Annotated in this window: 23 protein-coding genes; 3 read left to right on the top strand and 20 right to left on the bottom strand. The window is 70.6% G+C overall.

Annotated features, from left to right (window positions below; all coding sequences use genetic code 11):
- Positions 1–5 precede the first annotated feature (5 nt).
- Genes AC5L3Z_RS09665 through AC5L3Z_RS09645 form a run of 5 tightly spaced genes read right to left on the bottom strand, consistent with a single transcriptional unit; the run spans position 6 to position 5,015 of the window.
- Positions 6–929, bottom strand: a complete 924-nt coding sequence (locus tag AC5L3Z_RS09665; RefSeq protein ID WP_494841179.1) for a carbohydrate ABC transporter permease — start codon at positions 927–929, stop codon at positions 6–8.
- 1 nt (position 930) lies between these two features.
- Positions 931–1,839, bottom strand: coding sequence for a carbohydrate ABC transporter permease (locus AC5L3Z_RS09660; RefSeq protein WP_494841177.1), 909 nt, complete (start codon positions 1,837–1,839; stop codon positions 931–933).
- A gap of 20 nt (positions 1,840–1,859) precedes the next feature.
- Positions 1,860–3,296, bottom strand: coding sequence for an N-acetylglucosamine/diacetylchitobiose ABC transporter substrate-binding protein (gene ngcE / locus AC5L3Z_RS09655; protein ID WP_494841176.1), 1,437 nt, complete (start codon positions 3,294–3,296; stop codon positions 1,860–1,862).
- Between the two features lie 25 nt (positions 3,297–3,321).
- Positions 3,322–4,071: a sugar isomerase domain-containing protein gene (locus tag AC5L3Z_RS09650; RefSeq protein ID WP_334615959.1), complete on the bottom strand. Its 750-nt coding sequence runs from the start codon at positions 4,069–4,071 to the stop codon at positions 3,322–3,324.
- The gene (locus tag AC5L3Z_RS09645; RefSeq protein ID WP_334527320.1) at positions 4,068–5,015 is read right to left on the bottom strand and encodes a MurR/RpiR family transcriptional regulator; all 948 of its coding nucleotides are present in this window, start codon (positions 5,013–5,015) and stop codon (positions 4,068–4,070) included. The genes AC5L3Z_RS09650 and AC5L3Z_RS09645 overlap by 4 nt, the downstream gene beginning before the upstream one ends.
- Before the next feature lie 198 nt (positions 5,016–5,213).
- On the opposite strand from AC5L3Z_RS09645, the gene AC5L3Z_RS09640 reads away from it, so the two are divergent.
- Complete coding sequence (locus tag AC5L3Z_RS09640; RefSeq protein WP_494841173.1) at positions 5,214–6,203, top strand: N-acetylglucosamine kinase; 990 nt, start codon at positions 5,214–5,216, stop codon at positions 6,201–6,203.
- Between the two features lie 253 nt (positions 6,204–6,456).
- Here AC5L3Z_RS09640 and AC5L3Z_RS09635 read toward each other — a convergent pair whose 3' ends face one another.
- From AC5L3Z_RS09635 to ngcE (AC5L3Z_RS09610), 6 genes are all read right to left on the bottom strand, one after another.
- The gene (locus AC5L3Z_RS09635) at positions 6,457–6,888 is read right to left on the bottom strand and encodes an SRPBCC family protein (protein WP_494841171.1); all 432 of its coding nucleotides are present in this window, start codon (positions 6,886–6,888) and stop codon (positions 6,457–6,459) included.
- Complete coding sequence (locus AC5L3Z_RS09630; RefSeq protein ID WP_494841170.1) at positions 6,881–7,201, bottom strand: ArsR/SmtB family transcription factor; 321 nt, start codon at positions 7,199–7,201, stop codon at positions 6,881–6,883. The genes AC5L3Z_RS09635 and AC5L3Z_RS09630 overlap by 8 nt, the downstream gene beginning before the upstream one ends.
- Positions 7,194–7,568 (bottom strand): VOC family protein, encoded by a 375-nt coding sequence (locus AC5L3Z_RS09625; protein ID WP_494841168.1) that lies wholly within the window; start codon positions 7,566–7,568, stop codon positions 7,194–7,196. The genes AC5L3Z_RS09630 and AC5L3Z_RS09625 overlap by 8 nt, the downstream gene beginning before the upstream one ends.
- Positions 7,569–7,693: 125 nt before the next feature.
- Positions 7,694–8,593: a carbohydrate ABC transporter permease gene (locus AC5L3Z_RS09620; RefSeq protein ID WP_494841166.1), complete on the bottom strand. Its 900-nt coding sequence runs from the start codon at positions 8,591–8,593 to the stop codon at positions 7,694–7,696.
- On the bottom strand, positions 8,590–9,498 hold the full coding sequence (locus tag AC5L3Z_RS09615; protein ID WP_494841164.1) for a carbohydrate ABC transporter permease: 909 nt from the start codon (positions 9,496–9,498) through the stop codon (positions 8,590–8,592). The genes AC5L3Z_RS09620 and AC5L3Z_RS09615 overlap by 4 nt, the downstream gene beginning before the upstream one ends.
- 62 nt (positions 9,499–9,560) lie before the next feature.
- A complete protein-coding gene (ngcE, locus tag AC5L3Z_RS09610; protein WP_494841163.1) occupies positions 9,561–10,976 on the bottom strand; it encodes an N-acetylglucosamine/diacetylchitobiose ABC transporter substrate-binding protein in 1,416 nt (471 codons plus the stop codon).
- Between the two features lie 192 nt (positions 10,977–11,168).
- On the opposite strand from ngcE (AC5L3Z_RS09610), the gene AC5L3Z_RS09605 reads away from it, so the two are divergent.
- A complete protein-coding gene (locus tag AC5L3Z_RS09605; RefSeq protein ID WP_494841161.1) occupies positions 11,169–12,608 on the top strand; it encodes an acyltransferase family protein in 1,440 nt (479 codons plus the stop codon).
- On the opposite strand, the gene AC5L3Z_RS09600 is transcribed toward AC5L3Z_RS09605, so the two are convergent.
- The 9 genes from AC5L3Z_RS09600 to AC5L3Z_RS09560 form a co-directional block, all read right to left on the bottom strand.
- Positions 12,580–14,070, bottom strand: a complete 1,491-nt coding sequence (locus AC5L3Z_RS09600; protein WP_494841159.1) for a CoA-acylating methylmalonate-semialdehyde dehydrogenase — start codon at positions 14,068–14,070, stop codon at positions 12,580–12,582. The two genes, AC5L3Z_RS09605 and AC5L3Z_RS09600, sit on opposite strands and share 29 nt — an antisense overlap.
- Entirely contained in the window at positions 14,067–15,368 is a 1,302-nt protein-coding gene (locus tag AC5L3Z_RS09595; RefSeq protein WP_494841157.1) for an aspartate aminotransferase family protein, read from the bottom strand. Before AC5L3Z_RS09595 ends, AC5L3Z_RS09600 begins: the two co-directional genes overlap by 4 nt.
- A 218-nt stretch (positions 15,369–15,586) precedes the next feature.
- On the bottom strand, positions 15,587–16,552 hold the full coding sequence (locus AC5L3Z_RS09590; protein WP_494841155.1) for a hypothetical protein: 966 nt from the start codon (positions 16,550–16,552) through the stop codon (positions 15,587–15,589).
- Positions 16,549–17,535 (bottom strand): hypothetical protein, encoded by a 987-nt coding sequence (locus AC5L3Z_RS09585; protein ID WP_494841153.1) that lies wholly within the window; start codon positions 17,533–17,535, stop codon positions 16,549–16,551. The genes AC5L3Z_RS09590 and AC5L3Z_RS09585 overlap by 4 nt, the downstream gene beginning before the upstream one ends.
- Before the next feature lie 167 nt (positions 17,536–17,702).
- Positions 17,703–18,716, bottom strand: a complete 1,014-nt coding sequence (locus tag AC5L3Z_RS09580; protein WP_494841152.1) for a UDP-N-acetylmuramate dehydrogenase — start codon at positions 18,714–18,716, stop codon at positions 17,703–17,705.
- A 60-nt stretch (positions 18,717–18,776) separates the two neighbouring features.
- Complete coding sequence (locus AC5L3Z_RS09575; RefSeq protein WP_494841150.1) at positions 18,777–19,157, bottom strand: hypothetical protein; 381 nt, start codon at positions 19,155–19,157, stop codon at positions 18,777–18,779.
- Positions 19,158–19,372: 215 nt separating this feature from the next.
- Positions 19,373–20,137, bottom strand: coding sequence for a protein phosphatase 2C domain-containing protein (locus AC5L3Z_RS09570; RefSeq protein ID WP_494841148.1), 765 nt, complete (start codon positions 20,135–20,137; stop codon positions 19,373–19,375).
- A gap of 88 nt (positions 20,138–20,225) precedes the next feature.
- A complete protein-coding gene (locus AC5L3Z_RS09565) occupies positions 20,226–21,749 on the bottom strand; it encodes a CATRA conflict system CASPASE/TPR repeat-associated protein (protein WP_494841146.1) in 1,524 nt (507 codons plus the stop codon).
- A complete protein-coding gene (locus AC5L3Z_RS09560) occupies positions 21,736–22,095 on the bottom strand; it encodes a hypothetical protein (RefSeq protein WP_494841144.1) in 360 nt (119 codons plus the stop codon). The genes AC5L3Z_RS09565 and AC5L3Z_RS09560 overlap by 14 nt, the downstream gene beginning before the upstream one ends.
- A gap of 114 nt (positions 22,096–22,209) precedes the next feature.
- Here AC5L3Z_RS09560 and AC5L3Z_RS09555 point away from each other — a divergent pair, with 114 nt between their 5' ends.
- Complete coding sequence (locus AC5L3Z_RS09555) at positions 22,210–24,561, top strand: hypothetical protein (protein ID WP_494841142.1); 2,352 nt, start codon at positions 22,210–22,212, stop codon at positions 24,559–24,561.
- Positions 24,562–24,648 lie beyond the last annotated feature (87 nt).

Here is a 24,648-nt window from a genome sequence, read left to right as displayed (position 1 = left end):
CCGGGCTACTTGACGGCGCCGGAGGTGAGGCCGGACTGGATCTGACGCTGGAAGATCGCGTAGACGATGATCATCGGGAGGATGGCGATGGTCAGGGCGGCGAAGAGCCCCGACCAGTCGGCCTCGTAGCCGGCGTTGACCGAGATGTCGGCGATGCCCTGGGTGAGCACCCACTTGTCCTTGGCGCTGGAGAGCAGCAGCACGGGCAGCAGGTACTGGGCCCACTGTCCGATGATGTTGAAGATCGCCACGCTGATCAGGCCGGGCTTGGCCATCGGCATCATCACCTGGAAGAAGAGCCGGGTGTGTGAGCAGCCGTCGATCATCCCGGCCTCCGCCACCGAGGAGGGCAGCGTCCTGAAGAACGCGCAGAGGAAGAAGACGGTGAACGGCAGTGAGTACGCCGTGTAGACCAGGACCAGACCGGTGTGGGTGTTCAGCAGCCCCAGGTTCTTGACCACGAAGAAGAGCGGCACCAGGGCCAGGAAGACCGGGAAGGCCAGCCCCGAGACGAACATGTAGTAGATCGCCCGGTTGCCCCAGAACCGGTAACGCGCCAGCACGTACGCGGCCATCGAGCCGAGCAGCATGGTGAGGAAGGTGCTGCACGCCACCACGACGACACTGTTCAGGAAGTACTGGCCGACGTTCGCCTTGGTCCAGGCCCGCCCGAAGTTCTCCCAGCGCAGCTCCGCCGGCAGCGTCCACGGGCTGCTGAAGATCTCCGTGGTGTTCTTGAACGAGGCGAGGAAGACCCAGAGGATCGGTACCACCACGACCACCGCCCAGGCGGCGAGCGCGATGTGCCCGAGGCTGCCGAGCAGGCTCCGCTCCGACCGCCCTCCCCGCGACCGGTCGCCGGTGGTGGACGCCCCGGTGTGGGGCGGTAGCGCCGCCGGCGTCGGCGGCAGCGTCGTCTGCGGGTTCATCTCAGTACTCCACGCTTTCCCGCTTGGTGAGCCGCAGCGTCAGCGCCGCGAACGTGAGGGTGAGGAAGAACAGCGCCACGCCCATCGCCGAGGCGTAGCCGTACTTCGAGTAGACGAAGGCGTTGCGGTAGATCTCCACCGCGAGCACCGTGGTGGCGCCATCCGGACCGCCGCTGTCCACCGAGAGGACCGCGACGATGGCGAACGCGTCGAACGCGGCGATGCCGAGGTAGACCCAGGCCACCTGGAGGGTGTCCCAGAGCAGCGGCAGGGTGACCCGGAAGAAGAGCGTCACCCTGCTCGCCCCGTCCATCTCGGCCGCCTCGTAGATCTCGCCCGGGATGGAGGACATCCCGGCCGAGAAGAGCACCACGTAGAAGCCGACCGCCTGCCAGACCAGCACCGCGATGATCGACCAGAGCGCCAGGTTCGGCTTGATCAGGAAGAAGACCGGATCGAACCCGAGCTCCATCAACACGCCGTTGATCAGGCCGGACTCGTTCGGTCGGTACACCATCTGGAACAGCACCGCGATGATGGCCACCGCCAGGACCTGGGGGAAGAAGAACACCACCCGGTAGAACTTCGACCCCCAGACCCCCTGGCGTTGCCCGCCGCTGCTCTTGCCGCCCACGTTGAGCAGGAAGGCGAAGAACAGCGCGATGGCGATGGTGATCAGCGGCAGGGCAAGCAGCAGTACGCCGTGGTGCTGGACCGCCTTCCAGAAGCTCCCGTCGTCGAGCAGCCTCCGGTAGTTCTCGAAGCCCACCCACTGCGGGGCGGAGAGCCCCCGCCAGTTCGTCATCGAGATCTGGAACGCCTGCGCGTACGGCGCGATGACGAAGACCACGTACAGCGCGACCGGGGCGAAGAGGAACCCGATCACGAATGGATACTTGCCGTGCCGCATGATCCCGCTACTCCGTTCGGTCAGCGCTTGAACTTGGCGACGGAGCTGTCCTTCTTGATCGCGTCGGCCCGCTTCTGGATCCGCTCCACGAAGGCGTCCGCCTTGATCCGGCCGAACATGAGCTCGTTGGTGGCGGTCCGCGCCTCCGTGTCGAGCTCCTTGTACCAGCCGTCGAAGTACAGGTTGAACACGTCCTGGCCGGCCGCCTTGAGCGCGGCCTGCGAGCTGGCCACACCGGGCGGGAAGGCGAAGCCCTCGGAGCCCGCGGTGACCACGGTCGGGGCCTTGACCACCTCGGTGAAGCCCTTCGCGCCGGCCTTGGAGAGCATCTGGCGCATGTACTCCAGGCCGCCCCGCGGGTTCTTCGACTTCGCCGAGACGAAGTAGCCCTCGCCGGCGGTGGCCCGCACGGCGGTGGCCGGGAGCTTGTCCGAGGCGGAGAGGCTCGGCACCGGCATCAGCTGGTAGTCGAAGCCGGCCGGGGTGTCCTTCTTCTGCTCGCCCTCCAGCCAGTCGCCGCTGGGGTAGAATGCCAGCTTGTACTGGTTCTGCCGCAGCTGCACGTCGGTGTGCTTGAGCCCCTCGAAGCTCTTGTCGACGTACTTGGCGCCGATCTCGGCCCACGCCTCGGCGGCCTGCTTGATCGCGTCCTGCTGCCAGGCGCCGTCCTCCAGGTTGTCGATGTTCTTGAGGACGTCGGTGCCGCCGATCTTCGCGGCGTGGGTGAGGATCACGTTCCACTGGTAGTAGGCCGCGTTCGCGCCGGCGTAGCCGTACGGGGTGATGCCCTTGGCCTTGATCTTGTCGAGCAGGGCGGTGAACTCGGACCAGTCCTTCGCCGGCGCCCAGCCGTTGTCCTTGAACAGCTTGCCGGAGTACCAGATGCCGAAGACCGTGGAGACGTAGTACAGGACGTACGGCTTGCCGTTGAACGAGCCCGCCTCGACGGTGCCCGGCACCACGGTGTCGCGGACCTTCTTGGACGGGTCGTCGACCGACGGGGCGTCCCACAGCTCGGTGAGGTCCATCAGCTGGCCGTCGGCGACCAGCGAGCCGAAGTCGATCAGCTTCTCGCCGGAGTTGTTGACGAACTCCGGCGGGTTGCCCGAGGCGAACCGCGGCTGGAGCACCGTGGAGACCGCCTGGGTGGACTGGTGCTTGATCTCGGCCTTGGGGAACGCCTTCTTGTACAGCGGCTGGTGCACGTCGGTGGCGTACTTCTCGCCGTAGCCGCCGTTGAAGATGACCACCTCCAGCGGGGCGTCGTCCTTGACGCCCAGCGGGTTGGCGGCGCTCTTGGTGCCCTCCTCGGCCTTGCTCCCGCCCTCGTCGGAGCCGCTGGTGGCGCAGGCGCCGAGCAGGCTGACGGCCGGGGTGGCGAGCAGGCCCACCGCGGCGGCCCGCCGCAGCACGGTCCGCCGGCTCAGGTCGGTCGGGTTCTCGGGGGTAATCGACATCGTCGTGTCTCCTTGGGTGTTCGGGTCAGGCGGTGCGCCGGAGACGCCCGGCGTACCGCGACTCGAGGGCGAGGTTGTGCTCGTCCCCTCCGGGGACGTTGGCGGAGAGGTAGATGGGGGGTACCTCTCCGGCCTGGTGGAACCGTCGTACGACCTCGGCGGTCAGCAGCTGCGCCAGCAGCGCGGCGGTGACCGAGGAGACCGCACAGACCGCGCCGCCGCCCTCGAGCGGCAGCAGTGCGTCGCCGTACGGCGCGCCGTTGTCCAGCACGACGTCGGCGAGATCGGCGAGCCGGTGACCGGACGGGTGCCGGGGGGCCACCCGTTCGGTGTGGGCCACCGAGGTGACCGCGATCAGGGGGTGGCCGCCGGACTTGACCAGCAGCGCCAGCTCGACGACCGAGCCGTTGATGCCGGACTGGGAGGCGACCACGAAGACGTCGGCCGGGTGCGGGGCGGCCAGGGCGTGCAGCTGGTGGGCGACGGCCGGGTCGCGCTCCAGCTTGGGGTCGGCGAGCAGGTCGCGGGGGGCGTCGCCGTGCAGGACCAGGTCGTGCAGGGAGAGCCGGTTGGTGGGGACCAGCCCGCCGGCGCGGGCGACCAGCTCGGCGGCGAACGCCTCGGAGTGGCCGGCGCCGAACGCCTGGAGCACGCCGCCGGCGCGCAGGCTGGCCACGATCAGGTCGGCGGCCCGCCCGATCGCCTCGGCCTGCGAGTCGACCACCCGGTCGAGCACCGGGCGGACCGCCTCGGCGTACCCCTGAGCACTGATCATGAGGTGGCTCCCTTCGCGGCCTTGTGCCCGTCGACGGCCTGGGCGGTACGCCGGAAGGCCGCGTGGGCGCGGTCGTGGGTCCGCTGCGCCACGGCGATGTAGAGCAGGTCGAGCACGACGAGCTGCGGGTGCCGGGCCGACAGCGCGTCGGGCCGGAAGGTGGTGGCCTGGCTGGCGGTGAGCAGCACGATGTCGGCCAGTTCGGCCAGCGGTGAGCGGGGAAAGCCGGTCAGCGCCACCGTGGTCGCGCCCCGGCTGTCGGCCTCGGCGAGCATCTCGATGGTCTCCCGGGTCTGCCCGGTGTGCGAGATGCCGAGCGCGACGTCCCCGGCGCCGAGCAGCGCGGCGCTGGCCAGTCCCTCGTGGACGTCGCTCCAGGCCCACGCGGCCACGCCGATGCGGTGCAGGCTGAACTGCATCTCCTCGCCGACGAGCGCGCTGCCGCTGGCGCCGAAGATGTTGACCCGGTTGGCGCCGGCGATGGCGACGGCGGCCCGCTCCACCTCGGTCAGGTCGAGCAGGGCGGCGGTGTCGTGCATGGCGCGGGTGTCGGCGGCCATGATCTGGTCCAGCACCCGGGCGAGGGGGTCGCCGGGCTGGATCTCCCGGCCGATGTCGACGGTCCAGCCGGCGGAGCGCGCCCGGCCGGTCTCCGAGGCGATGCCCAGGCGCAGGTCGGCGTAGCCGTCGAAGCCCATCGCCCGGCAGAACCGGGTGATGGTGGCCGGCGAGGTGCCGCTGCGCTCGGCCAGCTCGACGATGGTGGCCCGGGCCGCCGCCTCCGGGTCGCTGAGCACGTGCTCGGCGACCCGACGCAACGCCCCCGTCAGCTCCCCCGTGCCGGCCCGGACCCGGGCCAGCACTCCGTCCGTGCTCCGCCGGTCGACCGCATCGGCGTCGACCACCGCGGTCCCCGCGGCGACGTCCACCTCTTGATCAACCATCGGGAGCCTTTCGGAAAAGAGTGTTAACTGTTAGTGGTAAAAGTTCTTACTAAAGGCCCCCCTGTGTCAAGAGCGTGGGCGAAGTTTTCAAACTGTTACCTGGCGCACAGCGCCGGGGCGGCCCTCCGCCTTGCCCTGCGGCACCCGGCCGACCAGCATGAACCCCGCCCGCACCGCCACACCCGGGAGGCCGTGAGCATGTCCGACACCGTCGTGGTCGGTCTCGACGTCGGGGGTACGTCCACCCGGGCGACCGCCCTGACCCTGAGCGGGGAACGGCTCGGCACCGGCCGGGGCGGCGGCGGCAACCCGACCAGCCACGGCGCCGAACGGGCCGCGGCCGAACTGCTCACCGCCCTGCGCGGCGCACTGGCCGACGTGGACCCGTCACGGGTACGGGCGGGCGTGATCGGACTGGCCGGGGCGGGCCGCCTGCGCGCCGACCCAGCCGGACGCGCCGCCTTCGACCGGGCCTGGGCCCGGGCCGGGCTGCGCTGCCCGTACGCCGTGCACGGCGACGCCCTCGTCGCGTACGCCTCCGGCACCGCCGCACCGGACGGCACGGTGCTCGTCGCCGGCACCGGCGCGATCGCCGCGCAGGTGCGCGACCTGCGGCTGGACCGGGTCGCCGACGGTCACGGCTGGCTGCTGGGCGACGCCGGCTCCGGGTTCTGGCTGGGCCGCGAGACGGTCCGCTCGCTGCTGGCCACCCTCGACAGCGGCGACCCGCCGGGCCCGCTGGGCCGGCGGGTGCTCACCGAACTGCTCGGCACCGCCGACGTGGCCGCCCGCTCCCGGGAGACCGTCGACGCGCTGATCCAGGCGGTGACCCGCCGCCCCCCGGTCGAGCTGGCCCGGCTCGCGCCGCTGGTGGTGGCCGCCGCCGTCGACGGCGAGCCGGAGGCGGTCCCGCTGATCGAACGGGCCGCCGGACATCTGGTCGACAGCGCCGGACGGATCCGGCCGGACGGCGCGGTCACGCCGATCGTGCTCGGCGGCGGACTGCTCACCGGGGACACCCCGCTGGCCGCAGCCGTCCGCGCCGAGGCGCGCCGGCGCTGGCCGGACGCGCCGGTGCGCACCGCCGGCGACGGGGCCGCCGCGGCGGCCTGGCTCGCCGCCCTGGACCTGCCCGAGGTGACCGACCCGGCCGCCCTGCATGCCCTCCTGGTCCCGACCACCCCCTGACCCGCCGCCCCGCACACCGCCGGTCCCACGCCGCCCCGGGCAACACCGGCCGCGGGGAAGACCACCTCATCGGCCGCCACCGCCGCAAGGTCGTGCTCGATCCTGGAAGTAGTCCCCTCACGGGGCCTGGCAAGCCACTGTTTCCAGGATTGAGCACGATCTTGCCGGTGGCCGGCGGGTCCGGCGGATCCGGGCAGGGCCGGCGGATGCGGCAGGGCCGGTGGGTCCAGTGAGCCGGGCGGGGTGGCGGGGGTCAGGCGCTGGCGAGGGCCTGCTCCAGGCGGGGCCAGACCTGGGAGCGCCAGCCGCCGCCCAGCAGGCGGGCGGTGCGCTGCTGCAACGGGTCGTCCGGGTCGAAGCCGGAGTGGACGACGAAGAGCCGAGTGCCGCGCCCTTCGGCGACCAGGGTCCAGGCGACCTCGGTGTCGAGTCCGCCGCCCCGCCAGGCCCAGCGCAGCCGGCGCGGCGGGTCCACCTCGAGCACCTCGCAGTGCACCACGCCGTCGAAACCCTGAGCGGGCCGCGGGTCGGTACGGAAGGTGAACCGGTGCCCGACGACCGGCGCGACGTCGTTCGGCATCAGCCAGCGGGCGAGCAGGTCGGGCTCGGTCAGCACCCGCCACACCTTCGCGGGCGGGTACGGCAGGAACTGGTCGACCCGAACCGTCGTGGTGGATTCAGTCATCGGGCATATCGTCCAGGACGTCGCGGATGCCGGCCAGCTTCGCCCGCCAGAACCGCTCGTACGGGGTGAGCCACTCGGCCAGTTCGCGCAGTGGCTCCGGGCGCAGCGCGTAGAGCCGTTGCCGGCCGACGGGTCGCTCGGTCACCAGGCCGGCGTCCTTGAGCACCCGCAGGTGTTCCGAGAGGCTGGGCCGGCGCATGTCGAAGTGGGTGGCGAGCCGCTGCACCGGCTGCTCGCCTTGCTCGCGCAGCAACCGGAGCACTTCGCGCCGGGTCGGGTTGGCCAGCGCCGCGAAGACGTCCGGGTCAGACACGGGTGGACTGGAGCACGATGCCGTTGCCGTCCGGGTCGTCGAAGGTGGCGTAGCGCCCCCACGGCGCGACCTGGATGCCGCCGTCGGCGAAGACGACGCCCCGCTCGCGCAGGGCGGCGACGTCGCCGTCGAGGTCGTCGGTCTCCAGCACGAGGCCCTTGAGGGAGCCGGGCGGCATGGTCGGGAACCAGGTGACCAGGGTGAGGCCGGTGGCCGCGCCCTTCGGCGCCACCTGCACCCAGCGCTGGCCGGGGCCCATCGGGTTGTCCGCCACCAGGTCGAAGCCGAGGACGTCGACGTAGAAGTCGCGAGCCCGGTCCTGGTCGCTGACGGGCACGGAGAGCAGCTGCACATGGGTCACGGTCACGCACCCACCATAGGTAGGACTTTCCCTACCGGTCAAATCGGTCAACCGGAAGGGCGAGCGCCGACCGCGCGGCGGCCCGCCCTCCCGGCCGGGGTCCGGAAACAATGATCGCTACCGGTCAAGACTCACTTGAGCTGACCGGCGGTCAGGCCCGACTGGACCTGCCGCTGGAAGGCGACGTAGACCGCGAGCACCGGCAGCACCGCGATGCTCAGCCCGGCGAAGAGCCGGGCGTAGTCACCCGCGTAGCCCTGGCTGACCGAGAGGGCGAAGAGCCCCTGGGCGAGCATCCACTTCGACTCGTCGCCCTGCATGAGCACCTGCGGCAGCAGGAACTGGTTCCAGTGGCTGAGGAAGTTGAAGATGGCCACGCTGATCAGTCCCGGACGGGCCATCGGCAGCATCACCCGGAAGAAGAGCCGGAAGTGTCCGCAGCCGTCGACCATGGCCGCCTCCGCCACCGAGGTGGGCAGGGTGCGGAAGAAGGCGGTCAGGAAGAAGACCGTGAACGGCAGCGAGTAGGCCGCGTACACCAGGATCAGGCCGGTCCAGGTGCCGAAGAGGCCGGCGTTGCGGACCACGAAGAAGAGCGGCACCAGGGCGAGGAAGACCGGGAACATCAGGCCGCCGACGAACAGGTAGTAGACGAACTGCCGGCCCCGGAACTCGTACCGGGCGAAGACGTACGCGGCGGTGGCGCCCATCAGCATGGTCAGGCTGACCGAGCCGGCCACCACGACGAGGCTGTTCAGGAAGTACCGGCCGATGTGCGCGCCGGTCCAGGCCCGGACCCAGTTGTCCCAGCGCAGCGTCTCGGGCATCCCCCACGGGTCGGCGAGGATCTCGCCGTTGCTCTTGAACGAGCTGACGAACATCCAGAGCAGCGGCAGCACGGTCAGCGCGGCCCAGAACAGCAGGAAGCCGTGCGAGAAGACGTTGGCGACGCCGAGGTCCCGACGTACCGGCCGGTCGGCGGTTCGCTCGGTCGCCGCGGTGATCGGGGCGACCTCGTCCAGGGTGGTCACGAGTACTCGATTCGGTCACGCCGGCCGGCGCGCAGCGACAGCGCCGCCACCGACAGGGTCAGGAAGAACATCACCACGCCGATCGCCGAGGCGTATCCGAACTTGGTCTCGCTGCCGAACGCCGTGTCGTACATCCGCACGCCGATCACGTCGGTGGAGAAGTTCGGCCCGCCGTTGGTCATCAGCTGCACCAGGATGAAGCCGTCCAGGGCGAAGATGGCGAGGTAGACCCAGGCCACCTGGACGGTGTCCCAGAGCAGCGGCAGAGTGACCCGGCGCAGCGTGGTCAGCCGGGACGCGCCGTCGAGCATGACCGCCTCGTAGATCTCCTTCGGCACCGCCGACATGGCCGCGCCGAAGAGCACCACGTAGAAGCCGACGTTGCTCCAGACCATCACGGCGAGCACGCACCAGAAGGCGGTCCGGGGGTCGCCGAGCCAGGTGGGCGAGCCCAGCCCCACCGCGTGCAGCAGGCTGGTGAGCAGGCCCTTGTTGGGGTGGTAGACCTCCTTCCACAGCAGCGCGATGATCACCACCGAGAGCACCTGCGGGAAGAAGTAGACGGTCCGGTAGAGCGCGGTGCCGCGTACCCCGGTGACCCCGGCGCGGCCCTTGCGCCCGCCCATGTTGAGCATGGTGGCGAAGAAGAGTCCGAGCACGATGGTCAGCACCGGCACCAGGGCGAGCAGGATCGCGTTGTTCTTCAACGCGTTCCAGACGTAGTCGTCGCGCCAGAGGGCCTTGAAGTTCGCCAGCCCGACCGAGTTGGCGTCGGCGGAGTAGCCGAGCCAGTCGGTGGTGGAGATCTGGAACGCCTGAAGGTACGGCGAGACGACGAAGACGACGTACAGCAGCACCGGCGGCACCAGGAAGGTGACGATCAGCGGGTACTTGCCATGTCTCACGATGGGACCTACCTACCTCGGGGGCCGGTGGGGACGGGTGGCCCGCCCCCACCGGCCGGGTGTCACACGGCCCGCTTGTACTTCTTGACCGAGCTGTCCTGGGCGATCGAGTCGGCGCCCTTCTGGCACTGGTCGAGGAACTCGGCCGGGCCGATCCGGCCGCTGAAGAACTCGCCGCAGGCGGCGTCGACCAGGTTCCGCTCCAGCTTGCGGTAGTAGTTGTTGTAGACCCAGTTGAAGCCGTTCGCGCCGGAGGCGTCCAGCGCCTTGACCACCGTGTCCAGCCCGTAGGGCAGCTCCACGCCCTCGGTCGAGCCGGCCACCACGGTCAGGCTGGAGACCTTGCGGGTGAAGTCCTGGGCGCCCTTCTTCGACAGCATGGTCCGGAAGAACTCCAGGCCGCCGGCGATGTTCTTCGCCTTGGCCGGCACCATGAACGGCTCGCCGGCGGTGCCGCGGATCGCGGCGAACGGCAGCTTGTCGCCGCTGCCCAGGCTGGGGGTCGGCGCGATGGTCATGTTGAACCCGGCCGGGGTGACGTCCTTCTGCTCGCTCTCCAGCCACGATCCGCAGGAGATGAAGGCGGCCTTGCCCTGGCACCAGGCGGTCTGCGACTGCTTGTGGTCCAGGCCCGGCGAACCCTCCAGGATGTACTTGTCCTTGACGATCTGGTGCCAGGCGTCGGCGGCGGCCTTCATCGCGTCGGACTTCCAGGCGTTGGGCTCCAGGTTGTCGATCGCGGTGGCGACCGACGGCCCGCCGAACTTGATCGCCGTCGAAATCAGCGGCCAGCTCATGTAGCGGGGGTGCAGGCCGGCGTACGTCCAGGGGGCGATGCCCGCGGCCTTGATCTGCTTGCAGAGCGCGATGTGCTCGTCCCAGGTCTTGGCGTACGCCCAGTTGCGCTCGCCGAAGAGCTTGGCGGAGTGCCAGATGCCGTAGACGGTGTAGGTGTAGTTGAAGACCAGGAACCGGCCGTCGTACGAGCCGACCTCGACCGCGCCGGGCAGCAGGGTGTCCTTGACGGTCTTGCCGGGGATGTCGAGGCTCGGCGCGGCGAGCAGGTCGCCGAGGTCGGCGAGGGCGTTCTGCGACACCAGGCCGTTGAAGTCGATCTGGCCGGCGCCGGAGTTGTTGACCACGTCCGGCGGGGTGCCGTCGACGAAGCGCGGCTGGAGGGTCTTGCTGATCTCCTGAGTGGCCGAGTGCTTGACCTCGGCCTTCGGGTACTTCTCCTTGTACATGGCCTCGTGGGCCTTGGCGTACTCCTCGCCGAAGCCGCCGTTGAAGATGACCACCTCCAGCGGCGCGTCCTCCTTGACGCCGAGGGGGTTCTGCTCGCTCTTGGTGCCCTGGTAGGTGCCGCCCTGGGCCTTGTCGTCGCCACCGCCGGTGGCGCAGCCGGCGAGCAGACCGGCGGCGGGGGTGGCCAGCAGGCCGGCGGCGGCGGTACGCCGGAGCATGTCACGCCTGTTCATCAGCTCTCCTCGGATCGGGTCGGGCGGGCGCCGGTGCATGGGGGATGGCGTCCACCGCGCGAGGCACGTCGAATGTCTTCAGTTCACGTCGTGTTGCTGAAGAATTCTTACGGCAGGAGCGCGCCGACTTCAAGCCCCGGCGGCCGATCGTTATCACCACCGGCCGTCCCCGGGCTGGCATAGCCTGATCCCATGCGCCGCCTGCGACAGCTCGCCGAGCGCACCCCGGCCAGCCGGGAACGCTACGTGGACCTGCTCCGCGCGCTGGCCATCACGATGGTCGTCCTCGGTCACTGGGCCGTCGCCGTGATCGGCCGCGACGCCGCCGGCCAGCCCACCGGACGGTCGGCGCTCGCCGACCTGCCCTGGCTGTACCCGTTCACCTGGCCGGCCCAGGTGATGCCGATCTTCTTCCTGGTCGGCGGCTACGCCAACGCGGCCTCGCTGACCCGGCACCGGGACCGCGGCGGCGAGGTGACGGGCTGGCTGCTGGACCGGGGCGCCCGCCTGCTGCGGCCCACCACCGCGCTGCTGCTGGTGCTCGTCACCGGGGCGGTGGTGGCCCGCGCGGCCGGCGTCGAGGCGCCGATGGTCCGCACCGTCGTCTGGTTCGCCAGCATCCCGCTCTGGTTCCTCGCCGCCTACCTCGTGGTGGTGCCGCTGACCCCGCTGACGTACGCGCTGCACCGGCGCTTCGGCCTGGCCGTACCGCTGGTGCTGGCGGCGCTGGTCGCGGTCGGCGACGTGGGGCGGGCGGTGGGCCCGGCGGAGCTGGCGCTGCCGAACTACCTCTTCGGCTGGCTCGCCGTCCACCAGCTCGGCTTCGCCTGGTACGAGGCCCGGCGGCCGGACCGGCCGGACGCCCGCGCACCGCGCTCCGCCGGGCCACCGCGACCCGGCGGCCTGCGGTCGCGCCGCCTGCCGCTGTCGCGCCGGGCCGGCTGGACGGCGCTGCTGGGCGGGCTGGCCGCGACGGTGCTGCTGACCGGCGTCGGCCCGTACCCGGTCGCCATGCTCAACATGCCGGGTGAGCGGCTGGACAACGCGGCGCCGCCCAGCCTGGCCCTGCTCACCCTGACCACCGCCCAGCTGGGGCTGATCCTGCTGCTGCGCGACCGGGCCGAGCGGTGGCTGCACCGCAGCCGGCCGTGGCAGGCGGTGATCGCGGTGAACGCCGTCGTGCTCACCATCTTCCTGTGGCACCTGAGCGCCGCGGTGCTGCTGGTCGGCACCCTGGACGCGGTGGGGCTGCTGCCGACGCCGCCGGTGGGCTCGGCCGCCTGGCTGGCCTGGCGGGTGCCCTGGGTGCTCATGCTGACCGTCGTGCTGGCCGTCCTGGTCGCCGTCTTCGGGCCCGTCGAGGCCCGCGCCGGGCGCCGCCGGACGGACCGCCGGCACTCGGGCGACCGGCCGGGCGACGCCGGCCGGCGGTGGGCCGGCGGATGGGCGACCGCGCGCACCGCGCTCGTCGCCGCCGGCTTCGCCGCCGTGGTGTACGCCCTGGTGGTCAACGCGGTGACGCCGAAGTCGGCGCCCGAGCCGCTCGGGATGCCCGTCCCGGCCCTGGTGGCGTACCTGGCCGGGGCGGGCACCCTGCGGCTGCTCAGGTCTGGGTGGGGAAACCGAGGTTGACCCCGCCGTGGCGCGGATCCAGCCAGCGGCTGGTGACCACCTTGCCCCGGGTGTAGAAGCGCACCCCGTCCTCGCCGTGCGCGTGCAGGTCGCCGAAGAGGGACGACTTCCAGCCGCCGAAGGAGTAGTACGCCATCGGCACCGGGATGGGCACGTTGATCCCGACCATGCCCACCTCCACCTCGTGCTGGTAGCGCCGGGCGGCGCCGCCGTCGTTGGTGAAGATCGCCGTGCCGTTGCCGTACGGGTTGGCGTTCACCAGCTCGACCGCCTCGTCGTACGAGCCGACCCGGACGACACCGAGCACCGGGCCGAAGATCTCGTCGGTGTAGATCGCCATGTCCGGGGTGACCCGGTCGAAGAGGGTCGGGCCGAGCCAGAAGCCGTCCGCCGCGCCGTCCGGTTCGACGTCGCGCCCGTCCACCACCGGCACCGCGCCGGCGGCCACCCCGGAGGCCACGTACGACCGGACCCGCTCGGCGTGCGCCGCAGTGACCAGCGGGCCCATGTCGCAGCCCCGCCGGCCGTCCCCCGTGCGCAGCCCCGCCATCCGCTGCGCGATCTTCGCGACCAGCTCGTCGGCGACCGGCTCGACCGCGACCAGCGCGGAGATGGCCATGCACCGCTCCCCGGCCGACCCGAAGCCGGCGTTGACCGCCGCGTCGGCGGCCAGGTCCAGGTCGGCGTCGGGAAGCACCACCATGTGGTTCTTCGCCCCGCCGAGCGCCTGCACCCGCTTGCCGGCCATCGCGCCGCGCTGGTGCACGTAGCGGGCGACCGGGGTGGAGCCGACGAACGAGACGGCCTTCACCGCGGGATGCTCCAGCAGCGCGTCGACCGCCTCCTTGTCGCCGTTGACCACGTTCAGCACCCCGGCCGGCAGGCCCGCCTCGGCGAACCACTCGGCCAGCAGCAGCGCCGCGCTCGGGTCCTTCTCGCTGGGCTTGAGCACCACCGCGTTGCCGCAGGCCACCGCGACCGGCACGAACCACAGCGGCACCATCACCGGAAAGTTGAACGGCGAGATCACCGCGACCACGCCGAGCGGCTGGCGCAGGCTGTACGAGTCGACCTCGCCTGAGACGTTCTCGCTGAAGCCGCCGCGCAGCGCCGAGGGGATGCCGCAGGCGTACTCGATCACCTCCAGGCCGCGCTGCACCTCGCCGGCGGCGTCGGCGAGGACCTTGCCGTGCTCGGCGGTGATCACCTCGGCGAGCCGGTCCCGGCGGGCGTGGACCAGCTCGCGGAAGGCGAAGAGCACCGCCGTCCGCCGGGACAGGGAGGTGTCGCGCCAGCTCCGCGCGGCACGCTCGGCGGACTCGACGACCATCGCCACGTCCCCGCCGGAGGCCAGCTCCACCTGACCGGTACGCCGGCCGGTGGCCGGGTCGAAGACGTCGCCGCGCCGCGGGGAACCGCCGGAGATCCGCTTGCCGTCGACGAAGTGGCCGATCAGGTTCACGCCGACACCTCGGCCGACGAGCGGATCGCGTCGACCAGGATGGCCAGCCCCTCCTGGGCCTCGTCCTCGGTCAGCGTCAGCGGCGGACCCATCCGCAGCACGTTGCCGTGCAGGCCACCCTTGCCGGCGAGCAGGCCGCCGGCCCGGCACGCCTCGAGCACCCGGGTGGCCAGCGCCGGATCGGGGTCGGTGGTGCCGGGGCGGACGAACTCGACGCCGAGCATCAGCCCCTTGCCGCGTACCTCGGCGACACAGTCCAGGCCGCCCACCTCGGCGCGCAGGCCGTCGGCGAGAATCGCCCCGGTACGGGCCGCGTTGGCCTGGAGGTCGTGGTCGAGCAGGTAGTCCAGGACGGCGTTGCCGGCGGCCGTGGAGACCGGGTTGCCGCCGAAGGTGCAGAAGCTGATGGCGGGCACCGACTCCAGCAGCTCAGCGCGGCCGACCACGCCGGCGAGGGCGAAGCCGTTGCCGATGCCCTTGGCGAAGGTGAGCAGGTCCGGGGTGACGCCGTGCGCCTGGTAGCCCCACAGGTGCTCGCCGGTGCGCCCCCAGCCGGTCTGCACCTCGTCGGAGACGAAGAGGATGCCGTGCTCGTCGAGGACCTTCTTCCAGGCGGCGAAGAGCCCGTCCGGCGGGTGCACGAAGCCACCGACGCCCTGGATCGGCTCGGCGATCAGGCAGGCCACGTCGCCCGCCGTCTGGGTGGCCAGCACCTCGCGCAGGTCCTCCACGGCGGCGTCGACCCGGTCGGCCTCGGGCAGCCGGGCGAGCAGGCCGCGCAGCCGCTCACCGGAGTGCAGCCAGGCCACCTGCAACGGGTTAAGCGCACTCGCCGACCAGCTCCGGTTGCCGGTGACGCCCATGGTGGCGTACGACCGGCCGTGGTAACTGTTGCGTACGGCGAGGATCTGGGACGAGCGGCGATGGTTGGTGGCGAAGAGCAGGGCCGCCTCGTTGGCCTCGGTGCCCGAGTTGGTGAAGAACACCTTCGCGTCCGGGATGCCGGAGTGCCGGGCGATCTTCTCGGCCAGCTCGATCTGCTGCCGCACCAGGTAGAGCGTCGAGCTGTGCACGATGCCGGTGCGCAGCTGCCGCTCGACGGCCTCCCGGATCTCCGGAATGTCGTGACCGATCATGGTGGTCAGCACGCCGCCGAAGAAGTCCAGGTAGGTGCGCCCCTGGGCGTCGGTCACCCGGCGTCCCGAGCCGGAGACCAGCTCGATCGGCTCGGCGTAGTAGAGCGGCATCCAGGACGGCAGGACGGCCCGGTGCCGGGCCAGCAGATCGTCGGTGGTCATCGTCGCACCCTTCAGCGGCTGATCGGTCCCCGCACGCTCTCACCACCCGACGACAGGGACAACTGTCACTGTGTAGCGCAGCGACCGTCCGCGCCTGACAGCGCGTCAACCGCGCCTCTGCGGTTTCCGCGGGCACGGCGACCCGCCGCTCGCGTTTCCCCCGCTCCTTGCGCTAATCGGCCACTCAATTCGCAGCGGTGTGCCGCGCTTCCTGCGGATCAGGAGACAGCCTGGTACAGCGCCTGCATCGATCGGATGGCCGACCGGACCTCCTGCAGGATCGCGAACGTCCTCGCCTGCGGGACCCAGGGATTCGACGTGTTGTCGAAGCCCACCGTCTCGACCTCGCAGCCGTAGGGCAGGCCCAGAAGCCGCACGGCATCGCAGTGCTGGAATGGGACGAAGATGTCGGTCGTGACCAGCAGCAGTCGCGATCCGACCCGTGGCGACTGCACGAGTTCCGCCCAGCCGGTCAGGGTGTCCGCGGTGTTGGCGCGCTGCCCGGGTCGCGTCGACGGCGCGGCCAGCACGTGCACCGGGGGGTGTATGTCGAGGTAGGAGCGCAGCCACCAGGGCTGACCGGCCTCGGTCCGGCCGGACCACCGATCGGTCGGACGTTCCGCGCCGAAGGCGTGGCGCAGCGCCTCGTCGACCGCGTCACCTTCGGTGGGACACTCACCCAACCCCAGCCGGCGGGCATCCTCGCCTTGATTGTCGAGCTCGCGCAGGCTGCCGAGGCCCGCGACCGAGGTGGTGCTGATGCCCTGCCGGAGGATCTCGGTGGTCAGATTCGCGCGGGCCATCATGGTGCGGACACCGCCGCCGAGAACCAGAATGTGGTCGTAGTGCTGACCCAGAGGCATCAGCCGGTCGGCCAACCCCAGCGACCGGGCGGCGGACCGGATCCGCGCGTCGACCGCGGCCGGGAAGCTCTCACCCGGGGCCTGATGCCGTTCCAGGCCCCCCTTGCGGTAGTCCCAGCGGGCGGCCGAGAAGCTCTCCAGCGCTTGCAGCCGGTCGACGAGCGGACCCGTAGGCAACGGTCCATGGCCGAACTCGTCGAGAAGCGCGGTCATTGCCGGGGAGCAGATCCAGGCATCGATGCAGCCCACGATCTCGGCGCGGTGGTGACCACCCGGCACCGTTGTGGGTAATGGCATTCGGGTGAAGACGGACGGTGTCACGCCGCCAGGCTCTCGGCCAGCGCGTGGTGCAGGCGTCGCATCGACAGGATGCCGGACCGGATCTCCTGCAGGTATCGGTCCGGACCGGTGGCTCCCGGCGCCATGGGAGTCGTGACCTGAGCCGGGTCGAAACCTATCGTGTCGATCGCGCACCCGTACCGCATCGCCAGCATCCGGATCGCGTCGCTGTGCTGGAAGGGCACGTAGATCGGAGAGGTGACGACGAGGATGCGGTCAGTCGAGCGGAGGCTGAACCGGCGGGCCCAGAACTCGTAGGTGTCCGGGGTGTTGGCGCGGCGGGACTCCGGCTCGCTGGACGGCGCTGCCAGCACGTGCACACTTGGGCAGCCGGCAGCCTGGTACGTCCGCACCTGCCAGGACTGATGCGTCACGGGGCCGTCTGAGGACTCCCGCAGCACGGGTTCCTCGAGCCCGAATCCCATCCGGACGCCGACGTCCATGGCATCCACTTCGTAGCAGCTGGTCGCGAGGGCAGGCAGGGCCGTCTCCTGCTCGTTGAGCGGCCGGAAACTGCCGAGCGCCGCCAGCTCAGGGACGACGACGCTGCCGTCGCGGACGAGTTGGGCCGCGTACTCGGTGCGCTGCAGACAGGCTCGGCCAAGGCCGCCCAGAACCAGCAGATGGTCGTACTTCGCGTGCGGGGGGCGGCCGGCGTAGACGAGATGGAGGGCAGTCGCCGCCGCGAGAATCAGATCAGCGGTGGCAGCGGTGAAGTGCGGGGCCTTCACCTGATCGCGCTCGACCACGCCGTCGCGCTTGCGGAAGTCCCAGTGCTCGTCGGAGAACGCCTCCAGCCACGTCAGTAGTTCGCCGACGCCGGCCGACGGCAGCGTACCGCCGTATTCCGCGACCAGCGCGCGCATCGGCGCCGACGAGGCCCAGCCGTGGATCTCCGCCGCCACCGTTTGAGGACGGAGGTTCGACTCGCAGGTCGGAAGGGCGACAGCGGCGAAGCTGACCATGCTTCTCCTTCACGGGCTTCGTGACGTGTGGACAGGAGGAGCCATGACGCCCGTCACGAATGCTAGTCGACAGTGACGTCGGTCGGTCAATGACGGAGCCGACGACTCGGTGGTCGACCGGCAGGGCCAGGTGGGCGGGAGACCGTCCGGCGCACCACGAGAACAACTCAGAACGAGCAGTTGACCAGATCGCATTCGGGACCCAGCCGGATACCGAAGCGAGATTCGACGCCCTCCCGAATGTGCGCGGCGAACTTCATGATCTCGGAAGTGGTGGCACCACCCCGGTTGGTCACGGCGAGCGCGTGGCGACTGGAGAGCGCGACCGTCCCGTTCCCCCACTCATGACCGTAGCCACGGGGAAAACCAGCATGCTCGATCAACCACGCCGCGGGCAACTTCGTGCCCTTGACATCGGGGTACCGGGGGCAGTCCCGGGCGCTGTCCGGCACGTCGGTGAGGACGGGGTTGATGAAGAACGAACCGACACTCCAGGTGTCGTGATCCTGCGGGTCCAGGACCATCCCTCTGCCGCGACGCAGGGCGAGGACCGCCTCCCGCACGTCGGCCGGCGCCGCGGTCCCCCCGACCTCGATCCCCAGTCTCGCGGCAAGCTCCGCGTACTCGATCGGCCTCGACTGGTTGCTCCGGCGCAGGCGGTATGTCACCTCCACCACGACCCACCGGTCGCTGTGCTTGAAGACGGACTGCCGATGGCTGCCGAAGCCGCAGCGATCCGGCGTCCACCGCTCCAGAAGGCCCGTCTGCCGGTCGTACACGGCCAGCGCCTCGAGGACGTCCGAGGTCACCGTGCCGAACGCACCGACGTTCTGCACCGGTGTGCCCCCGACCAGGCCGGGGATGCCGGACAGCGCCTCCAGGCCGGCAAGCCCTTCGTCGACGGTGGCCTTGACGAGGCGGTCCCACTCGACGCCGGCGGCCGCGGTCACCAGCTCGCCGTCGATGTCGAACTCGGAGGTCGCCATCTTGATGACGGTGCCGTCCCAGCCGGTGTCGCCCACCACCAGGTTCGACCCGCCCCCCATGACCAGGACCGGATCACCGACGGCGGTGCTCTGGTGCAGCAGTTCCACGGCTTCCGGAGTGGTCGTCGGGACGTGCAGGCGACCGATCGGACCACCGACCCGCATCGTGGTGAGATCAGCAAACGTGGTTGTCACCCGGCCAGCCTACTGACCGTCCGAACCACGCTCACTGCTCCTCGCCGCCGCGTGGCGCTGTCAGGATCCCGGTGCCGGCCGGAGCCGCCGCACGGCCAACTGCACCGCGCGTTCGCAGATCGAGTGCCAGTCGTCCGCCGGGGTCCGCCGTAGTCTGAGGCCCGCCAGAATGTTCACCGGCCACGAAGCGACGTCGTCCGGCTGCCTGCCGTTGACCTCGAGAAACAACTCCACGTCATGCTCGTTCGAGGTCCGCTCAAGGTACTCCTGCACCACGGCCAGGAGTGCGTTGGCGAGTGCCAGTGCCGCCACCCGTCCGTCGCTGACGTCGATGGTCGTTCGCGCCGCCGTCAGGATCCGGTCCTGCAGCGTCTTGGCGTCCATCGCCGCCACTCGGTACAGCTCGTCGAAGGGCATCGAACTGCCCGCTTCCTCGATCACAATTGGCACATCCCGTCGGACCGGGCGCCCGACGCCGCAATGCCACGACCTCCGAAAGCGAATGATCGTGGAGCAACGGTACGGTTGCGGGTCGGCGCGTGTGATGATGATCGTTCCGTGCGAACAAGAACGGCAGTATTGAACCGTCGTAGGCCCTGCTCGGCAATAGCACCGTCGGGATTCCGTCAGCGGCTCCGAGGACTTCCGCTACCGGTTCAGGACAACGACTGAAACACGGCAAGTGTCGCGTCGTCGTGGCGTTTGACCCGAGCACGGCCCGGCCGGGCAAGTCGCTCCGGGCAGGCCGCCTCGTACTTCCGGACGGCGTCGATCGCGCCGCGCGGGCCGGACCGCTCGACCAGCGTGAACACCTCTGCCCAGTCCAGCCGGAAGGACTCGGTGAGTCGTGAGATCCCGTCGGTGCACAGCAGCAGCCGGCGCAGACCGTCACGAGTCACGCTGCCCGTCAGCGCCTCCGCGGCCGCCCCCGGAACCGTCGACGCCACCCAGAACCCGCCCGGCCGGTTACGCAGTCGCGCCACTGTGTGTCGGTCGTAGGCCGGCAGGGTGTCGGTGCGATCGTCGTGGACGACGGTGATGCCGTTCCCGTCCTCGAACACCACCGACGAGTCGCACAGCACCAGGTAGTCCACCTCGTCGTCGCGTTCGCGCACGATCGCGACGGTGGCGGACGGGCTGTTCGGGTTCGCGAGGTCGCACTGGCCACCGTGCCGTCCGCGTACCTGCTCGATGGTCGTCGCCAGGATCAGGTCGAGCGGCGCCGCCGGCTCGATCGTCAACGCCTCCACCAGGGCGGCGCCCAACGCCCGCACCAGCCACACCGGATCGTGGACGCAGCCGGTGTCCAGGTCCGGTGGTTGGGTGACGCCGTCCAGGACGATCGCGAAGCCGGCCGAGACGATGACGTGATCCTCGTTGGGCCGGCCGGGGCCGGACTCGGTGGCGAAGGCGAAGTCCATGGCGTCCCCTCTTCGACGTGCGGCGGCGGATCGGTTGCGTCGACGCTGTCGAGCGGACCGGTCCACTGAAGCTGTCAGCCGCCTCGCGTCATGTCCTCCGCCGACGGGTCAGGATCAACGCCACCGATGTGCCCCCTGCCGCAGCGACCACGGCCAGGACAGCCGACCACGTCCGGGGTGCCGGGACGTCGCGTGCCAGCCACCAGCCGGTGCTGGCCGCCAGCCATCCGATGGCGGCACCGAGTACGACACCACCCGTGACGAACCACCGGCGTGGGGGCGCCGAGCCGGCGGCGCGCGGCCAGTGCAGCACAGCCGCGGGAAGCACCAGCGCCAAGATCCCCAGCACGCAGACCACGGGCGGCACCAGTGGCCCCGCCAGCGGGACCTCGTACTCAAGGCTCTGGATTGCGGTCAGCGCCATGACCAGAGCGCTCAGGACCGACCCCTGGACGAGGACCAGCCCCTCCTGGTGGCGACGCTGCCGATCCTCGATCACAGCCGCCGCGAGGCCACCGATCCGATCAGCTCTACGCCAGGCGGCATCGAGGTAGGCCAGCTCGATGTGTATCTGGTCGGCCAACCACACCGCGCAGTCCCGGTCCCGGTCTAACGGCCCCCCGGACCGACATCGCAGCTCACGGTCGAGGACGGCTTCCATGTTGTTGCGGATGCCCAGTACCGTCCCCGCCATCGTGCTGGCGTCGGCCGATGCCCAGACCAGGCCGCCCTGCTGGGCCTGCACCGTGTCCAGGTCCCGCGCCGCCGCCCGCAGCTGCTGCCTGGACGGCTCAACCGTTGTGCTGAGCAGGTCGGCGAGCGTCTCACACGCCCGTTCGGTCTCCTGCACCGCAGCGTGCAGGCTCGGCACGGCCGTCTCGAGCACGACCTGCTGATGCTGGAGTTCGGCCACGTTCAGCAGGTGCCGGGTCAACGGCGGCAGGACAGAGCTGTCGATCGGCCAGGTCAACCGGTCCAACATGCGATCGTCGGCCGGATCGGCCAGCAGGAGGTGTCGGCGTTGACCGTACCCTCCGTCCGCTGGCAGTTCCCACAGCAGTAGCCGGTCGGCGACGCGGCACCACGACTCCCCGTCCGGCTCCTCCGACGGTCCGGGCACCTGTCCACGCAGGCGCCTCGCCCGCCGGCCCGGGTCCCCGGCCCGTCTCCCGGTGCGGCCGACCCCCACCCCGTCCGCCACGCCGAGGTACATCGTCGTGGTGCTGAGCTCCGCACCCGAGGTTGCCGGGACCGCCGACGCCCACCGGTCGCTCAGCGCCTGCCAGCCGACCCGGTCGTCGTTCGGCGCGAACAGCACGCTCACCACGACGATGTCGCGCCGCCGGTAGGCCAGCGCCACGTACGCCGCACCGGGGACGACCTGCCGCCGGGCGGCGAGCAGTTCCAGCTCGCCCGCACCGGGGCCGCCGATCGTCGGTAGCTCCGTCGGATGCTGGTCGACGGGCTCCGTCATGCCGAGCGCCGCCGTACGGTGCCACAACGCCGACACGGCCTCGGCCGTCGGATCCGAGACCCCCTGGCGTCCGGAGGTCCTCACCTCTCCGACCACGAAGAAGGTGTGGACGATGAGCGCCGGTCTACGCAGAGTCATCGACGCGCCGCTCCTGACGGGGCACGTGACCGACCCGGTGCATCATGATGATCAGATGCTCCCGCGTCTGGCGCGGAGCCGGCTTGCCACTCCGTTCGGTCTGCGGGTCACGTCCGTCGCCCGGGCCGCTGGGCGAGCCGCCCAGGACCGAGCCGGTCCTCGTCGTCAGCAGGATGAACAGGTCGTTCCTGCCAGTGATCCAGTCCTCGCTGTCGGCTCCCGGCGACTTTTCGATCAGCGAGAGCGCTTGATCCACCTGATTCCAGCCAGAATCGTCCAACTCGCTCTCTAAGACTTGGTCCAACAGGGCGCCCAGATCCTGCAGATCCATCTCCTCCATGGTCATTTACTTCACCAGAATTGAGACTCCAGTCAATGGTGTGGACGTATCGGCAAGCTGACTATGGAGCCCTCCGCTCGCAGGATTGACGTGGTAACGGACCGATTCAATACTCGACCGATGCCCACCGAAGGCGCACTTCCCGCCGCCGTCCGTCGGGTCCTCGCCCGCGACGACCTGATGATGCTCGCCCGGGACGCGGAGGCGGCTGTCGGCGTCGTCAACGAAGGCATGACGGACGAGCATGTCTTCCGGCACGAGACCGAACTCTTCTCCGTCGCCCTGCAGATGTACTGCGACACCGCCCGCAACGCCGCGACCGATGTGGACCCGTCGTGGGTCCTGTTCGATTCCTGCGACAACGCGGGGGTCATCGTCCGCCTCTGCCGCCAGCTCAACCTCCGCCTCGCAGCTCCGGCCGATGTCGACGTGACCCTGTTCCACACCCAGGTCCTCGCCGGGTTGGCAGCCGCCCGCGAGACCCTGGCCGGCGAAGAGCTCGACCGGGACCTCTACCGGGGCCGGACACTTCTCTACCGCGCGATCCGTGATCTCCGGATCAGCGGCAATTTGGCGGCGGCCATTTCTCTCGCGGACCGGGACGACAAGGAGTTCGTCGGGGTCGGCGCAGACATCTTCCGCGCCCACTTCCACTACGAACTGACCGCTGCGCTTCTGCTCAGTGGCCGGACCGCAAAGGCCCGGCAGAAACTGCGCGAGGCCGAGCAGGGGTACTGGAAGGCGGTCGAGGCCAGCCAGTTCGTCAGCCGCCACCGCATCGACTACGCCTCGGCTCTGGCCACCTGGGCGGAAAACGACCGCGACAAGGCGGCCAGCCGGCTCGCCAAGGCTCAGCGGTATCTGCACCGAACCGGAGAGCGCGCCACGCAGTACGACATCGAAGACCTGCTGCTGTCGCTGGCGCGCGCGGAGCTGCTCATCGACGGCGACGGTCGCTCGCTGCCGACCGTCAACCGTGTCATCGACCATCTGGACGACGCACTCCGCACCATCGAGGGCCTCCGCGACCGCTGGCGGGTGATCTCGCGCTCGGGCAGCCCGCTGGCAGCGGCGATCCGACGCGTCTACGGCGACATCGCCCGCGCTGCCGGGGCGCTGGACGGCCGTCAGGCCGCCGAACTGGGCCTACGGGTGGCGCTGTCGGCGAAGCAGTCGGGCTTTGCCGGCCGGATGCGCGCCGACCGGCTCGACGTGGAGGGCCGGTGGATAGAGGGCCAGTGGCGGACGTGGCTGGAGGGCCGACGGCTGCGCAGCCTGCTCGACCAGGTGGTCGCGGCCGAATCTGGCCAACAGCTCGGGGGGGCGACCGCGGCGAGCGAGAAAGTCCTCCACGATCTGCGACTGCGCATCGAGCAAGCAGTCTCGCCGCTGCTCGCGGAGGCCGTGGTACCTGTTCCCGCGAACATCGCACGAGTGATCGACTCGATCGGCAACCGCTACGCGCTCGACTACGTCGGCCTCCCGGACACGGTCAGCGGCGACACCACCTGGTTCCGGACGCTCATCGAGCCGAGTGGCGCGATCTCCTTCTGCCAGCTTCCGATGAACGCAGCGCTCTCCGCGTTCATCACGGCGATCGAGCCGGCGACCGTCGCGCTGAGACGCGTCCTGAGCACCGGCGTCGACTGGGGGGCGCTCGGCGAGCAACTCCTGCCGGTGCCGCTCCGCGACAAGCTGGCCTCGGCTGCCGAGCCCGTCACACTGGTCATCTCGGCGCACTCCGCGCTCAGTCTGATGCCCTGGCCGGCGCTCGGAATCGACCAGCGCACCCGGCTGGTGGAGCGAGCTGTCATCACGCAGACACCGTTGCTCACCTGCCTGTCCGGTCGGTCGACCGCACCCGCGGCCGGACCTGCCCTGATCCAACTGGTCGCGCGGGCACACGCGGGCGGGCAGGGCGTGGATGTCGAAACGGAACGCGTCGCCTGGGGCATTCCCAGGCGACAGGACGGCCAGGTGCCGCTCACCGAGTGCGCGCTGGACGATGAGGGTGGCCCGACGGTCGCCCTGCCCGACACGCTCGCCGCCGCGCTGTCGCGGAAGAACGGACAGTGGCGGTACGCGCACATCGCCTCGCACGGCGAGGGCGTCGGCCTCGGCCAGACCCTTCTGCTGCCCGACGCCCCGATCAGCGCCGGAAGGGCCCTCACGCTCCACTGGCCGCAGTCTCTGCTCGTCGCGTCGTGTCAGGTCGGCCGACTGGTGAACATCGAGCACGCCGAGCCACTGAACTTCGTCATGGCGACGCTCGCCGGCGGCGCGGAGCAGGTGGTGGCCTGCATCGACGACGTGATCGACTTCTCGGCCGGCAGGACCGCGGCCTACATCGTGCGAAGGAGCCGAATGGAGGGCACCCGGCTGGACGTCGCCCTCCGCGACGCCCAGCTGGAGTGGCTGAGAGGAAAGTGGCCCGACATCGCCTGGATCCTCTTCGCCGCCTACACGCGCTGACCGACCGTCGTCCCCACGTGCCTGCTCAGCGGCACTCTCGGGGCGGCGTCGGCACCGAGTCAGGCGTCCAGGCGGGCGGGGTGACGG

The organism is Micromonospora sp. LZ37, from assembly GCF_059359015.1.
Note: the sequence above shows the minus strand (reverse complement) of the source record. Positions and strands in the feature narration are given on the sequence as shown.